Genomic DNA, 13,118 nt, shown 5'->3' on the forward strand with positions numbered 1-13,118 from the left:
TTATGGAATATGGACTTGCGGTCGCGCGGCCATGGGCATACTGTCGTCGGCTTGTTACGCTGAGGCAGGCACCGCCTGATTATTCGTCCTTCCGCAGCGCCTATGCCCGGAGACCCGTGTGGATATCGAAAATCCGCTGACGCTTGCCGATCTGCGCCTGAAGATCGACGCCCTCGATAGCGAGCTGTTGCGGTTGGTCGATGAGCGCGCCGCGCTCGGTAAGGCAATCGGCGAGGCCAAGGCGCGCGAAGAGGGCGGGCCATCGACCGTGCTGCTGCGTCCCGACCGTGAAGCCATGCTGATCCGTAAGCTTTTAAAGATGCCGCGCAAGGCCGCTTCCGACGGCATCGTAGTGCGGGTTTGGCGTGAACTGATTTCTGAAAACCTGCGCATCCAGGGCCAGGCGGCCGGTGGTCTCCACCTCACCTTGAGCGCCAGCGACCAGTCCCGCGAAGTTCTGGTGTGGGCGCGCGAACGCTTCGGCTTTGCGCCGAGTTATGGCTATGTCAACGATCCGGTCGCCGTCATCGCTGCCGCGCGTGATGCCCGCAACCTCGGCGTCGTCAGCCTCGATCCGCGTGGCGGGCCGTGGTGGGCACGCTTGCTGGCCGAGCCGAAGGTGCGTGTTATTGCCGCGCTTCCGGAACTGTCGACGAGTCGCCCGCACGCCTTGGCCGTTGCCGCCATAACGCCGGAGCCGACGGGCGACGACCTGACCTTCTGGGTCAGTGATTCGCCCGCGCGCGAGAACGCCCTGGTCGAAACCCTGTCGGAACGCGGCTTTGCGGCCGAATGGCTGTGCACGGCCCAAGGCCTGAAACTGTTCGCGCTCAGCGGCTACGTCCAGGAACACGATCCGCGCCTCGGCGGCGCCCTGGGCTCGCTGAGTGGCATTATTGGCGCAGCACCCAGAATATAGTTTCCTTTGTAACTTTAGCGGCAAAATTTCCGTGCGTTCGTCGCCGTGGGTGGCTAAAAGCCAGACACCAAAAGACGCAAGGCGCCACATGACTGACATGGTAATGGATAAACCCACCCCGAAAACCGGCATTCTGGACATCGCCCCCTATGTCGGCGGCAAGTCGAAGATCGATGGTGTCGCAGAGCCCATCAAGCTGTCGTCCAACGAGAACCCGCTCGGCTGTTCGCCCAAGGCGCTCGCCGCCTATCAGGAGGCGTCGGCCAAGCTGTTCCGTTATCCTGATGGCCATGCCAACCCCTTGCGCGCGGCGGTGTCCGAATATCACGGCCTTGAAGCGGATCGCCTCGTCTTCGGTAATGGTTCGGACGAAGTCTTTTCGCTGCTGAACCAGGTCTATCTCGAAGCCGGCGACAATATCGTTACCGGTGAGCACGGCTTCCTGGCTTATCGCATCTCGGCCCTGGCCTGTCAGGCCGAGGTCAAGCTGGCGCCTGAGCCGGACCAGCGGATGGAGATCGCGGAACTGCTCAAGCTGGTCGATGCGCGCACCAAGATCGTCTATCTGTCCAACCCGGCCAATCCTACGGGGACCTGGAACACGCCGGAAGAGATCGCCGAACTGCGCGACGCGCTGCCTCCGCACATTCTTTTGTGCGTCGATGAGGCCTATGCCGAGTTTGTCGATGCCCCGACCTGGGAAACCAGTTTCGAAATGGCGCGTGCATCCGACAACGTCATCGTCACGCGCACCTTCTCGAAGATCCATGGTCTGGCCGGCCTGCGCATCGGTTTCGGCTATTGCCCCAAGGCGGTGATCGAGGCGATCGAGCGCATCCGCCTGCCGTTCAACATCAACCTGCCGGCGCAGTTTGCCGCGATCGCGGCCTTGCAGGATGCCGCGCACATCGAAGCCTCGCGTCAGCTGGTGCTGAACTGGCAACCGCGCATGGTCCAGCAGATCCGGGCAATGGGTTACGTGGTGCGTCCGTCGGCGGGCAATTTCCTGCTGATCAATTTCCGTGATCGCGCCGAAGCTGAAGCCGCCAATGAATACCTGATGACACAGGGGCTGATCGTGCGTCATGTTGCGAACTATGGTCTGGCGCAGGCCCTGCGCGTGACCATCGGCAAGGACGCGGAAAACACGGCCTTCCTTGAAGCGCTGGGTCGTTTTGCGGCGCAGGCTTAAAAATTCGAACTGGTGTACCGGGCCATCTCAGGGCGGACAAACTCAGTCGTTGCCGTTTAGCGCAAACGTGTCGCACTTTGTTTCTGTTCGCGTTATGCTAAATGCTTGGCAAGTATAAGCCGGATATGACGATGCCCGATCAAAGCGCCACAACGCCTGCCGCCCGTATTGTTTTCGGCCAGGGCCTGCTCAAGGACTGCTGGTGGTTCGCGGCCCTGGCCGGTGACCTGAAACCCGGCAAGCTGCAGCGTTACGTCATCCTGGGCGAGCCGGTCCTGCTCGGCCGCGATCTCGACGGCAAGGCCTACGCCATCCGCGACATCTGCCCGCATCGCGCAGCCCCTTTGTCCGCGGGCCAGATGGTGCGCTCCGAAAAGGGCTGCGTCGTGCAGTGCCCCTATCACGGCTGGACTTTCGACACGTCGGGCACCTGCACCTCGGTGCCGTCCCTCACGTCGGATCAGGCGATGGACGTCGAGCGCATCAAGGTCCGCGACTATGCCATCTGCGAACAGCAAGGCATTGTCTGGATCTACGTCACAGCCGACGCCCGCCGCCCGGCCGCGCCCGATCACGAGCCGCCCGCTCTGCCAGGCGTGGTCGGCGGCGCTCCCCTGATTGTCGAGACCATGGATTTCGACAGCCATATCGATCACGCCGTCGTCGGCCTCATGGACCCGGCGCATGGACCCTATGTCCATCAGCAGTGGTGGTGGCGTTCGGCCAAGAAGCAGTTGTCGAAGATCAAGCAGTTCGAGCCGCGCGAATTCGGCTTCGCCATGGTGCGTCATGCGCCGTCGTCGAACAGCCGTGCCTACAAGATCCTCGGCGGTGCGCCGGCGACCGAGATTACCTTCCGTCTGCCGGGCATCCGCTATGAGCATATCCAGGTGGGAGACAAGCAGGTGCTGGGCCTGACCTGCCTGACGCCGGTCGACGACAAGACGACGCGCATCACGCAAATCTTCTGGTCGGATCACAGCCTGTTCCGGCTGATATCGCCGATCTTCCGCTATGGCGCCAAGGCCTTCCTCAAGCAGGACGGCGACATGGTCAATCTGCAGAACGAAGGCCTGAAATACGATCCGTCACTGTTGTGGATCGACGACGCCGACACCCAGGCCAAGTGGTATCAGCAGCTCAAGAAGGAGTGGCTGGCCCATCGTTCTGAGGAGCGGCCCTTCGTTAATCCGGTCAAACCTGTCACGCTGAAGTGGACGAGTTGATCCTCTCCTTACAAAACAAAAAAGCCCGGCATGGGAGATGCCGGGCTTTTTTGTTTTGAAGCCTTGGCGTTACGCCTTGGCGCTCTTCAAGCCGGCGACGACCAAGCCGATCTGCACCGACAGGCTGTCGGACAGCTGGGCGACATCGAAGCCCGCGCCGTTATCGGACTTCTGGAAGGCCCGGCGGAGGTTGGCGAAACACAGGTCCTCAAGGATTTCGGCGGCGCAGTCAATGCGCGCGTCGGCGGGAATTTCCTTGGCAAGCTGGGCCGCCTTCAGGGTATCGAAGAGGGTCTCGCGCACCATGTCGGACAGGCGAGCCACTTCGGTAAGGCTGGATTGTTCGGCGCTCCACCGCATGACGAAGGCCGACAGAATAAGGCGCGCATTCACCTGAGCGGCCTCATAACCGCGCATCAGCTGCTGGTGCAGCCGTTGCACGAGGTCCAGCGACGTATCGCGTGCGTCCTGCATCACACGAATAACGCGGCTGTTTTCTTCCTCGACCACGGTCAGGAAGATTTCGTTCTTGTCCGCAAAATTCGCGAACAGAGCCCCCGTCGAGAGGCCTGCGCCGCGGGCAATGTCGCGCAAGGTCGCAGCTTCGAAGCCGCGCTCACGAAACAGCGCCATGGCCGATTCAAGAATCTTGAGACGGTTACGCTCCTTGGACTGGGCTCGGGTGCCCATAGGAAGCGCTTCGGCGGTATTTTTCATTCTACTGCTGTCACTCTGATCGTACATCTTACTACACACACAACTTTCCCTAAGGTCAACTTCCCCCTCGGGTTAAACACTCTTAGTATGGCCTAAACGCTTGTGCAATCCGCATCCGTCGAATTTTCCTCGACGTAATCTCGCCTTAATTCAATGACTTCGTGCCATTTTGAGATTATGCGACTTGCCGCTACCATATAGGTCTCGACATTTACCCGCGAAAGGGGAATAGAGGCGTCATGAGTACTTTTCTTTTCATCCTGGCGTTGATTGCCATGCTGGCCGTGGCCGGAATCCTGTTCACAGGAATCTTCGGCATGGTGCGCGGCGGCGATTTTAACGCCAAGTGGGGCAACAAGCTGATGCGTTGGCGCGTCATGGCCCAGGGCATAGCCATCGTCCTGCTGGTCGCCCTGGCGTGGGCATGGCAGCACGGCAAATAACCGTAACCCCTTGGTCAAGCTCAACAAGATTTACACCCGTACCGGCGACGACGGTACAACCGGCCTGGCGGATGGTTCGCGCCGGTCGAAAGCCGATGCACGGCTGATCGCCATTGGCAGCGTCGATGAAGCCAATGCATCTGTTGGTGTGGCGCGGCTTTATGCCGCAGGTGCGATAGACGCGTTGCTGGCACAGGTGCAGAATGATCTTTTTGATCTCGGCGCCGACCTGGCTACGCCTTCGGATGAGGTTTCCTGGACGCCTCTGCGCATCAAGGCGTTTCAGGTCGATGCGCTCGAAACTGCGCTCGATGCCCACAATGCCGATCTGTCGCCGCTGACTTCGTTCATTCTGCCGGCCGGAACGCACCTGAGCGCGCACCTGCATGTGGCGCGCACCATCGTTCGCCGCGCCGAGCGCGATACGGTCGCCATGGATGAGCCGGTCAATCCTGAGGTGGTGAAGTACCTGAACCGCCTGTCGGACCTTTTGTTTGTCCTGGCGCGGCACGCCAATGACCTTGGCCGTGGCGATGTCCTGTGGGTCCCGTCTAAATCGGATTGATTTAGACTTTTTGCTGATCGCGATATTAAGGCCAAAACCCCAGAAGCGCTTCTTGACACTTTTGGCCATATCGCTCTGGCCTTAGACTACTTCTTCGCAGCCGTTGCGGCGGCGGGCGCAGCCTTGTCCGTCGTGGTGTCGATCGGGCGCTGGGTGAAGTTGGTGATATTGACCGGCGTGTAGCACTTCCAGTCCTTGTTCGACCACCACTTGGCGGTTTCGTCGCACTTCTTCTTTGGCTTCGTATACAGCATGTCATAGGCCGCGACGCCGGTCGAGGCGACGAGGAAGATGCCCAGGAAGATGTATTTCAGATACGGGATATAGCTTTTCATGGGCCTTACGAACTGGCGGGATACTGCGGCTGGTTATGCTCTAAACCTGGAGTGAGAGCAATGTGCGCATCCCAAAAAGTGTGCGACGGTTTTAGGTCAATATGCGCGGAAAGCAAAGACGTCTCGCTTTATCCGTAAGCGAATGATTGACATTGGACGCTTCGAGCGTCACTTATCGGCCCAACCGCGTATATTGACGCGAACGTCAACTTTTGTTAAGGCTGAATGAAAGACCGAAGGGTCTGGAAACAGAGGTAACGTCATGAAGATACTCGTGCCCGTCAAACGGGTTCTGGACTACAACGTCAAGGTCCGCGTCAAGGCTGACCAGTCGGGCGTCGACCTGTCCAACGTCAAGATGTCGATGAACCCGTTCGATGAAATCGCCGTCGAGGAAGCGACCCGCCTGAAGGAAAAAGGCGTCGCCACCGAGATCGTGGCCGTCTCCATCGGGCCTGCGCAGGCGAAGGACACGATCATCACGGCGCTGACGATTGGTGCCGATCGCGGCATCCTGATCCAGACCGACGTTGACGTCGAACCTCTGGCGGTTGCCAAGCTGCTGAAGGCCGTGGTCGAGCAGGAAAATCCCGACATGGTCATCATGGGCAAGCAGGCGATCGACGGCGACAACAATGCCACGGGCCAGATGCTGTCCACGCTGCTCGGCTGGCCGCAGGCGACCTTCGCCTCGAAGGTCGTCGTCGAAGGCGGCGAAGCCCTAGTAACGCGCGAAGTCGATGGCGGCTTGCAGACGCTGGGCGTCAAGCTGCCGGCGGTCATTACGACCGACCTGCGCCTCAACGAGCCGCGCTATGCCTCTCTGCCCAACATCATGAAGGCCAAGAAGAAGCCGCTGGATATGAAGACGGTCGCCGACTACGGCGTCGATGTCACGCCGCGACTGAAAGTGGTCAAGGTCACCGAGCCGCCGAAGCGCGGCGCGGGCGTAAAAGTCAAGGACGCGGCCGAACTGGTCGCCAGCCTCAAGTCGGCGGGAGTGCTCTGATATGGCGGTTCTGGTTATTGCGGATCACGACGGCGCGCACCTGCGCGACACGACCAACAAGACGGTAACGGCGGCCAAGGCCCTGTCCGGCGATGTCGATGTGCTGGTCTACGGCGACGGCGCGCAAGGCGTCGCCGATGCGGCTGCAAAGATCGACGGCGTGCGCAAGGTCCTTCTGTCGCAGTCGGCCGGTCTGAAGGCCGAGATCGCCGAGGACGTGGCGGCTTTGATTGCTGGCCTTGCCGGTAATTATGACGCCGTGGCCATTCCGGCCTCGGCCTCGGGCAAGAACTTCGCGCCGCGCGTCGCGGCCCTGCTTGACGTCTCGCTGCTGTCGGACGTCATCGAAGTCGTTGATGCCAGCACCTTTGTCCGTCCGATCTATGCCGGCAACGCCCTGGAAACCGTCCAGACCAGCGAAGCCAAGAAGGTCCTGACCGTGCGCACGACCGCTTTCAAGGCGGCAGGCGAGGGCGGATCGGCTGCGGTCGAGACGGTTGCGGCCCCGGCTGCCGCAACGACGACGCGCTTTGTCGGTGAAGAAAAGGTCGTCTCCGACCGTCCGGAACTGGGTGCGGCCAAGGTCGTTGTCTCCGGTGGCCGGGCGCTGGGTTCCGCCGAAGAGTTCAAGGCGGTCATCGATCCACTGGCCGACAAGCTCGGCGCCGCCGTCGGTGCCTCGCGCGCAGCTGTCGATGCCGGCTATGCGCCTAACGATTATCAGGTCGGCCAGACCGGCAAGGTCGTGGCGCCAGGTCTCTATATCGCAGTCGGTATTTCGGGCGCCATCCAGCATCTGGCGGGCATGAAGGATAGCAAGATCATCGTCGCTATCAACAAGGACCCGGAAGCGCCGATCTTCAGCATCGCCGACTACGGTCTGGTCGAGGACTACAAGACGGCCATTCCGGCGCTGATGGGCGCCCTGGGCTAAGCCTTTCAAAAGACGGTTCTGCGATCACACCTCTCCGGTAATCCGGGGAGGTGTGATCACTTACAGCTTTTCATATTGCATTGCGCAAAAAGGCGTCCTATCCGGTAATAAGCGCTTTTGTTTGTAAGGATTCCGCCATGGACATCAAATCAGTCGGCATTATCGGCGCCGGTCAGATGGGCGCGGGGATCGCCCAGGTCTGTGCCCAGTCGGGCTATGCGGTCGTCCTGTTCGATCAATCGGCCGATGCGGTCAAAAAGGCCTTTGAGCGCATCGAAAAAAGCGTCAATCGCCTGGTCGAAAAAGAGACCCTCTCCGCCGACGACGCCAAGGCCGCGCTCAGCCGCCTCACGCCCGCCGGGTCCGTCAACGAACTGTCGGATTGCGACCTGGTCATCGAGGCCGCGACCGAGAACGAGCAGGTCAAGAACGCCATCTTCAAGTCGGTGTGCGAGCACCTGAAGCCCGAAGCCATGCTGGCTTCGAACACATCATCGATCTCGATTACCCGCCTGGCGGCGGCGACCGACCGGCCGGGCCGTTTCATCGGCCTGCACTTCATGAATCCCGTACCGATCATGAAGCTGGTCGAGATCATCCGCGGCATCGCCACCGAGCCGGAAACCTATGCCGCCGCGGTCGCCTTTGCCCGCAGCCTGGGCAAGACGACGGCCAATTCCGAAGACTTCCCGGCTTTCATCGTCAACCGCATCCTGATCCCGATGATCAATGAGGCGATCTACACGTTGTATGAAGGCGTCGGCACGGTCGAGGCCATCGACACCGGCATGAAGCTGGGCACCAACCACCCGATGGGGCCTCTGGAGCTGGCTGACTTCATCGGTCTGGACACCGTGCTGGCGGTCATGAACGTCCTCTATGACGGCCTGTCGGACAGCAAGTACCGTCCATGCCCGCTGCTGGTGAAATATGTCGAGGCCGGCTGGCTGGGCCGCAAGGTCGGGCGTGGCTTCTACGACTATCGCGGTGAGAAGCCGATCCCGACACGCTGATGGCCGCAACTGCACTGGAATTCCGTAAGCCGGTCACGACGTGGAATATCACGGCGGTCTTCCTGGCGCTTGTCGCGCACGGGATCATGTGGTTCGTGGCGCGCCTGGTGTTCGGCGACAGTCAGGCCGTCTCCGCGGCGCAAGGTCAAATGATTCTGGCGCTGATGTGGATGATCGGCGCCATCGCCATCTGGTGGATCAAGCCGCCGCCGTCGCGCCTTCACGCCGTGTTGCTGGTGCTGGCGTGCGCGCTGTTCGTCACCGTGCTGGGCAGCGTCGTCGCCTTCATGAAGTTCACCGTGCTGGACGGCGGTCGTGCGACGCAGGAACTGTTTTCCTCCTTCGTTATCTGGGGCGGACTGATGATCCTGGCGCAGATCGTCCTGGCCGTACCTTCAGCGATCCTGTTGCAGATGGTGGCCTTGAAGCGTAGCCTGACTTAAGTTTTTAGGGGGCGGGGCATGGACAGGCCGCAACGACTGGTGAGCCTGGACACGATCCGGGGCCTGAGTATTCTCGGCATACTCGCCGTCAATGCGCTCGATTTCGCCCAGCCGCTGGCGGTCTACGGCAATCCGACGCTGTCGCCAGTGCCGCTGACATCCAATGACGGCCTTGCCTATTTCTTTGTCGAAACCTTCGCGCGCGAAAAATTTGTCACCCTGTTTTCACTGCTGTTCGGCGCCAGTCTCTTTCTGGTCGGCGAGAGCGATCCAAAGGCGCCGCGCCGCCGCCTGATCTGGCTGGCCATATTTGGCCTGATCCATGGAGCGCTGATCTGGCACGGCGATATCCTGCTGCTCTACGCCCTGACCGGGCTCGTCTTCATGCAATGGCGAGATTGGCCGGCGCGCCGGCTGCTGATTACTGGCATGGTCGTCTTTGGCGTCAGTGTGACCGGCATGACGCTGCTCGAATTCGTTTCGGCGATGGTCACCCAGCAGATCGATACGCCCCGACCCGGCATAGATGCGCTGGTGACGTTGGTGCGCTCGGGGCTCTGGGGCGGTGTAGAAGGCAACTTCCAGCAATGGAGCGGGCTGATCGTCGCCGAGATCATCGTCTACCTGCCGGTGACGCTCGGCCTGATGATGATCGGGCTTGGCCTGTTCAAGTCGGGCTTTCTCAAGGGCGAAGCGCCTCTTTGGGTCTATGGCGTGGCGGTCATGGTCGGCGCGGTCTGCCTGGTTGCGACGGCGTGGGTACAACTGCGTTTTGTCATGGCGGGCTACAGCGCCGCCGGTTCCGCCGCCGTCTACCACTTCGTCACCAGCCTGACGCCGGTCTTCATATCGCTGAGCTATGCCAGCCTGTTGATGTTGCTGCTGAAGGTCGGGCCGCTGCGCCTGCTGCTCTATCCGCTGCAATGCGCCGGCAAGATGGCCTTCACCAACTATCTGGTTCAGTCACTGGTCATGACGTCGCTGTTCTTTGGCGGACGCGCGCCGCAGGTCTTGTCGGAGGCCTGGGGGCTGCCGTGGTTCGGTCAGATGAACATGGCGGCTCTGATGCCGATCGTCATGACGATCTGGATCGCGCAACTGATCGTCTCGACCGCGTGGATGTCGGCCTTCCGTTACGGGCCGTTCGAATGGCTGTGGCGCAGCCTGACTCAGCAGCGGCTGGTGTCGATCCGGAAGTAGCCGCCGTTGACGGAAGGCCAGGGCCGTGCGTTCCTGTTGTCATGAAGGGCCTGATCAAGATCGTAGCGGTGTGTCTGGTTGTGCCGATTTGCGGCTTCGCAATGTGGTTCGTCAGCCTGTTGTGGATATCGCCGCGTTACGCTGAAGTGGGTTCCTGCTCAGCGGAGCAGATCGAAAAGACCTTTGCCATCCTCAAGAGCGAGCACTTGATCCTTGAAGCGGCGAGGTCGCGGGCAAGGTATGAGGACAGTCAGTTCCGTTCAAGGTCCCGGACAATGCAGTCTGCTTTGGAACGTGCGGCAAACCTGCTGCCGTTTATCAGTTGGGACAAGAAAAATACGGCGGCTTTCTATTGCAACCATGCCTACGTCCGGTTCTCAGGCGAAAGACCGTTTCGTCAATTGCCGCCCGCAGTCGAATGGCTGGCGCCCCGCGTCCAGAATGAAGATGAGGCTTGGCGGTTGGCGGCCTGTCTGTCTTATTCCTATTGGTCTCAGCAAGGAGCTACCACTGACGTGACGGGACTTCGCCAACGATGTGAACTCCGCAAGACCAGCAGGATCAAACGTGGCGAATAATTACTCCGCCAGCAGCTTGTCGATCAGCGCCTTGACCTCGGGCGTGTCCCAGGTCGCTTCGCCATCAAGACGCGCAACGGCGCGGCCCTGCTTGTCGATGATCAGCGTTGCTGGCATGCCCTGGACTTCCAGCTTGGACGGCGCGGCGAACTTGGTGTCGACATAGACTTCCAGCGGTTCCTGCACGTCGATGAAGGACTTGACGTCGTTGAACTTGGGCTCTTCGTCGACGCTGAGCGGCACGACCTTCACGCTCTTGCCGGCATAGTCGCGTTGCAGGTTGGCAAGTGTTGGCATTTCGAAACGGCACGGTGCGCACCATGTCGCCCAGACGTTCAGCACTACGACTTGGCCCTTGAAATCCGAAAGTTTTACCGGCTTGCGGTCGCGGTCGATGAACGGCACGTCGGCCACGGTCCGGCGGTCGGCATAGGTCACCAGGTGGGCGATCGAGCCCGTCGCATAGCCCTTCAGCGGGCCTGCAGCCTCTTCGGAAGGACCGCCCTTGACCTGGTCGGGCAGCTTCATGTTGGTGGCGAAATAGAAGGCGCCGCCACCGGCTGCGGCCAGTACCACGGCGACGATGGCGACATAGAGCCAGGTGTTGGCGCGCTTTTTCGGCGGTTTTCCGCCGCCATGCCCCTTGGGTTCGGCGATAGGCTCGGCTATAGGCGTGTCGGCCGTGCTCACCGGAGCGGGCTTCGGCGCGGGTTGAGCCGCCAAACCGTCATTATCCAAAGGGTTATCCATGACCGATCATTCCGACGCGAAGGCCCCCCAGACTCCCGCGCGCGTCAACTCGCAGGGCCAGGACATGTGGGGCGGACGGTTCAGCGCCCGGCCCGATGAAATCATGCAAGCCATCAATGTTTCCATCGATGTCGATAAGCGCCTGTGGCAGCAGGACCTAGCCGGTTCCCGCGCGCACTGCGCCATGCTTGCCGCGCAAGGTATCATAAGTTTTGAGGATGCCAAAACAATCGCAACCGGACTGGATACGATCGAAGCGGAAATTACCTCCGGCGTGTTTCCTTTCCGCCACGAATACGAAGATATTCACATGAATGTCGAGGCGCGCCTGCGCGAACTGGTTGGGCCGGCGGCGGGCCGACTGCACACCGCGCGGTCGCGAAACGACCAGGTGGCGACCGATTTCCGTCTGTGGGTGCGCGAAACCGTCGATCGCACCGTCGGGCAGCTCAGCGACCTTCAGTCTGCCCTTTTGCAGCGTGCCGAACAATATGCCGACGCCCTGATGCCGGGCTTTACCCACTTGCAACCCGCTCAGCCGGTGACCTTCGGCCACCACCTGATGGCCTATGTCGAAATGTTCGGCCGCGACCGTTCGCGCTTCATCGACGCGCGCAACCGCATGAACGAAAACCCGCTGGGTTCGGCGGCCCTGGCCGGTTCGCCGTTCCCGATCGACCGCTTCCATACCTCGAAGGCGCTTGGCTTCGACCGGCCGACGGGCAATTCGCTGGACGGTGTGTCGGCGCGCGACTTCGCGCTCGAATCCTTAGGCCACGCGTCCATCTGCGCCGGCCACCTGTCGCGCCTGGCCGAAGAAATCGTCATCTGGACGACACCGCAGTTCGGCTTTGTGAAGCTGTCGGACAGTTTCTCGACAGGTTCGTCGATTATGCCGCAAAAGCGCAACCCCGACGCCGCCGAGCTGGTGCGCGCCAAGACCGGCCGTATCAACGGTGCGCTGATCGCCCTGACGACGGTTATGAAGGGGTTGCCGCTGGCCTATTCCAAGGACATGCAGGAGGACAAGCCGCCGGTTTTCGAAGCCTTTGACGCGCTTGACCTGGCGCTGCGGGCCATGACCGGAATGGTGTTGGATCTTGACGCCAATACCGACAAAATGCGGGCGGCCGCCGGCGCGGGCTTCTCGACAGCAACGGACCTGGCCGACTGGTTGGTCCGTACGCTGAACATTCCGTTCCGTGATGCGCACCATATTACCGGCGCAGCGGTTAAGCTGGCCGATGGACGAGGTGTGGATTTGGCGCAACTCCCCCTTATAGACCTGCAAAATCTGGAAGCCAGGATCACGGATGATGTGTATAAGGTGTTAACACCCGAAGCCTCGGCCGCTTCCCGCCAGTCGTATGGCGGCACGGCGCCGGATCAGGTCAGGCTGCAAATCCAGCGCTGGAAGGAAATTCGCTCATGATGACGCCCGCAAAAACCCGTCTTGTCACGACCCTGGCACTGGGGGCTGTTTTGATAGCGGCATCGTCCTTGAGCGCCTGCGGCAAGCTTGGCACGCTCGAGCAGGCCCAGCCTCTGTTCGGCCGTGGCGCGTCTTCCGCCTCTTCATCGTCGGGTCCGGCGGTGTCGAAAAATGCGACGGGCGGGGATACGGCGACGCTATATGACACGAACGCCAAGCGCGAAACCGAACGCGCCACGCCGGAAAAGAATGCCCGCCCGAAGGCGTCCGAATATTACACCCAGAACCAGCGCGTCCAGGATGCGCCCCTGGAAGGCTTCGGCAACGCTGCCCGCGTCGACAATAACAATCCGAACAAGTAA

16 protein-coding genes are annotated in these 13,118 nt (G+C 60.9%); 13 read left to right on the forward strand and 3 right to left on the reverse strand.

Features of this window, described 5'->3' with window-relative positions; all coding sequences use genetic code 11:
* The first annotated feature begins 118 nt into the window (after positions 1–118).
* The 3 genes from AC1DON_RS09550 to AC1DON_RS09560 all read left to right on the forward strand — a co-directional run bounded on the left by AC1DON_RS09550 (position 119) and on the right by AC1DON_RS09560 (position 3,337).
* Complete coding sequence (locus tag AC1DON_RS09550) at positions 119–919, forward strand: chorismate mutase (protein ID WP_476934557.1); 801 nt, start codon at positions 119–121, stop codon at positions 917–919.
* An 88-nt stretch (positions 920–1,007) separates the two neighbouring features.
* Entirely contained in the window at positions 1,008–2,111 is a 1,104-nt protein-coding gene (hisC, locus tag AC1DON_RS09555; RefSeq protein ID WP_476934558.1) for a histidinol-phosphate transaminase, read from the forward strand.
* Positions 2,112–2,242: 131 nt separating this feature from the next.
* The gene (locus tag AC1DON_RS09560; RefSeq protein WP_476934559.1) at positions 2,243–3,337 is read left to right on the forward strand and encodes a Rieske 2Fe-2S domain-containing protein; all 1,095 of its coding nucleotides are present in this window, start codon (positions 2,243–2,245) and stop codon (positions 3,335–3,337) included.
* Between the two features lie 69 nt (positions 3,338–3,406).
* Here AC1DON_RS09560 and AC1DON_RS09565 read toward each other — a convergent pair whose 3' ends face one another.
* Positions 3,407–4,027 carry a TetR/AcrR family transcriptional regulator gene (locus AC1DON_RS09565; protein ID WP_476934560.1) on the reverse strand — a complete coding sequence of 207 codons (621 nt, stop codon included), beginning with the start codon at positions 4,025–4,027 and terminating at the stop codon, positions 3,407–3,409.
* A 266-nt stretch (positions 4,028–4,293) separates the two neighbouring features.
* Here AC1DON_RS09565 and AC1DON_RS09570 point away from each other — a divergent pair, with 266 nt between their 5' ends.
* Together AC1DON_RS09570 and AC1DON_RS09575 are read left to right on the forward strand one after the other, a co-directional pair.
* The gene (locus tag AC1DON_RS09570) at positions 4,294–4,497 is read left to right on the forward strand and encodes a twin transmembrane helix small protein (RefSeq protein ID WP_476934561.1); all 204 of its coding nucleotides are present in this window, start codon (positions 4,294–4,296) and stop codon (positions 4,495–4,497) included.
* Between the two features lie 10 nt (positions 4,498–4,507).
* A complete protein-coding gene (locus tag AC1DON_RS09575; protein WP_476934562.1) occupies positions 4,508–5,062 on the forward strand; it encodes a cob(I)yrinic acid a,c-diamide adenosyltransferase in 555 nt (184 codons plus the stop codon).
* Positions 5,063–5,148: 86 nt separating this feature from the next.
* Here the strand turns inward: AC1DON_RS09575 and AC1DON_RS09580 are convergent, their stop codons facing one another.
* On the reverse strand, positions 5,149–5,397 hold the full coding sequence (locus AC1DON_RS09580; protein ID WP_476934563.1) for a hypothetical protein: 249 nt from the start codon (positions 5,395–5,397) through the stop codon (positions 5,149–5,151).
* Positions 5,398–5,659: 262 nt separating this feature from the next.
* On the opposite strand from AC1DON_RS09580, the gene AC1DON_RS09585 reads away from it, so the two are divergent.
* The 6 genes from AC1DON_RS09585 (at position 5,660) to AC1DON_RS09610 (ending at position 10,574) form a co-directional block, all read left to right on the forward strand.
* Positions 5,660–6,406, forward strand: a complete 747-nt coding sequence (locus AC1DON_RS09585) for an electron transfer flavoprotein subunit beta/FixA family protein (RefSeq protein WP_476934564.1) — start codon at positions 5,660–5,662, stop codon at positions 6,404–6,406.
* Between the two features lies 1 nt (position 6,407).
* On the forward strand, positions 6,408–7,340 hold the full coding sequence (locus AC1DON_RS09590) for an electron transfer flavoprotein subunit alpha/FixB family protein (protein ID WP_476934565.1): 933 nt from the start codon (positions 6,408–6,410) through the stop codon (positions 7,338–7,340).
* 137 nt (positions 7,341–7,477) lie between these two features.
* A complete protein-coding gene (locus AC1DON_RS09595) occupies positions 7,478–8,353 on the forward strand; it encodes a 3-hydroxybutyryl-CoA dehydrogenase (protein ID WP_476934566.1) in 876 nt (291 codons plus the stop codon).
* Entirely contained in the window at positions 8,353–8,796 is a 444-nt protein-coding gene (locus tag AC1DON_RS09600) for a hypothetical protein (protein ID WP_476934567.1), read from the forward strand. Before AC1DON_RS09595 ends, AC1DON_RS09600 begins: the two co-directional genes overlap by 1 nt.
* Before the next feature lie 18 nt (positions 8,797–8,814).
* A complete protein-coding gene (locus AC1DON_RS09605; protein ID WP_476934568.1) occupies positions 8,815–9,996 on the forward strand; it encodes a DUF418 domain-containing protein in 1,182 nt (393 codons plus the stop codon).
* A 41-nt stretch (positions 9,997–10,037) separates the two neighbouring features.
* Positions 10,038–10,574 carry a hypothetical protein gene (locus AC1DON_RS09610; protein ID WP_476934569.1) on the forward strand — a complete coding sequence of 179 codons (537 nt, stop codon included), beginning with the start codon at positions 10,038–10,040 and terminating at the stop codon, positions 10,572–10,574.
* Here the strand turns inward: AC1DON_RS09610 and AC1DON_RS09615 are convergent, their stop codons facing one another.
* Positions 10,575–11,324 (reverse strand): TlpA family protein disulfide reductase, encoded by a 750-nt coding sequence (locus tag AC1DON_RS09615; protein WP_476934570.1) that lies wholly within the window; start codon positions 11,322–11,324, stop codon positions 10,575–10,577.
* A gap of 64 nt (positions 11,325–11,388) precedes the next feature.
* Between AC1DON_RS09615 and argH the strand changes: the two genes are divergently transcribed.
* Positions 11,389–12,756, forward strand: a complete 1,368-nt coding sequence (gene argH, locus AC1DON_RS09620) for an argininosuccinate lyase (RefSeq protein ID WP_476934651.1) — start codon at positions 11,389–11,391, stop codon at positions 12,754–12,756.
* Complete coding sequence (locus AC1DON_RS09625) at positions 12,753–13,118, forward strand: hypothetical protein (RefSeq protein ID WP_476934571.1); 366 nt, start codon at positions 12,753–12,755, stop codon at positions 13,116–13,118. Before argH ends, AC1DON_RS09625 begins: the two co-directional genes overlap by 4 nt.

The sequence above is a fragment of the Asticcacaulis sp. P4_H10 genome, assembly GCF_056400965.1.

What these genes read in the sequence shown, in the direction of transcription:
- AC1DON_RS09565 (WP_476934560.1), bottom strand. Translation starts at nt 4,027, where the DNA reads ATGGGCACCCGAGCCCAGTCCAAGGAGCGTAACCGTCTCAAGATTCTT.
- AC1DON_RS09625 (WP_476934571.1), top strand. Translation starts at nt 12,753, where the DNA reads ATGATGACGCCCGCAAAAACCCGTCTTGTCACGACCCTGGCACTGGGG.
- AC1DON_RS09560 (WP_476934559.1), top strand. Translation starts at nt 2,243, where the DNA reads ATGCCCGATCAAAGCGCCACAACGCCTGCCGCCCGTATTGTTTTCGGC.
- AC1DON_RS09585 (WP_476934564.1), top strand. Translation starts at nt 5,660, where the DNA reads ATGAAGATACTCGTGCCCGTCAAACGGGTTCTGGACTACAACGTCAAG.
- AC1DON_RS09580 (WP_476934563.1), bottom strand. Translation starts at nt 5,397, where the DNA reads ATGAAAAGCTATATCCCGTATCTGAAATACATCTTCCTGGGCATCTTC.
- AC1DON_RS09595 (WP_476934566.1), top strand. Translation starts at nt 7,478, where the DNA reads ATGGACATCAAATCAGTCGGCATTATCGGCGCCGGTCAGATGGGCGCG.
- AC1DON_RS09600 (WP_476934567.1), top strand. Translation starts at nt 8,353, where the DNA reads ATGGCCGCAACTGCACTGGAATTCCGTAAGCCGGTCACGACGTGGAAT.
- AC1DON_RS09590 (WP_476934565.1), top strand. Translation starts at nt 6,408, where the DNA reads ATGGCGGTTCTGGTTATTGCGGATCACGACGGCGCGCACCTGCGCGAC.
- AC1DON_RS09610 (WP_476934569.1), top strand. Translation starts at nt 10,038, where the DNA reads ATGAAGGGCCTGATCAAGATCGTAGCGGTGTGTCTGGTTGTGCCGATT.
- AC1DON_RS09615 (WP_476934570.1), bottom strand. Translation starts at nt 11,324, where the DNA reads ATGGATAACCCTTTGGATAATGACGGTTTGGCGGCTCAACCCGCGCCG.
- AC1DON_RS09570 (WP_476934561.1), top strand. Translation starts at nt 4,294, where the DNA reads ATGAGTACTTTTCTTTTCATCCTGGCGTTGATTGCCATGCTGGCCGTG.
- AC1DON_RS09605 (WP_476934568.1), top strand. Translation starts at nt 8,815, where the DNA reads ATGGACAGGCCGCAACGACTGGTGAGCCTGGACACGATCCGGGGCCTG.
- argH (WP_476934651.1), top strand. Translation starts at nt 11,389, where the DNA reads ATGTGGGGCGGACGGTTCAGCGCCCGGCCCGATGAAATCATGCAAGCC.
- hisC (WP_476934558.1), top strand. Translation starts at nt 1,008, where the DNA reads ATGACTGACATGGTAATGGATAAACCCACCCCGAAAACCGGCATTCTG.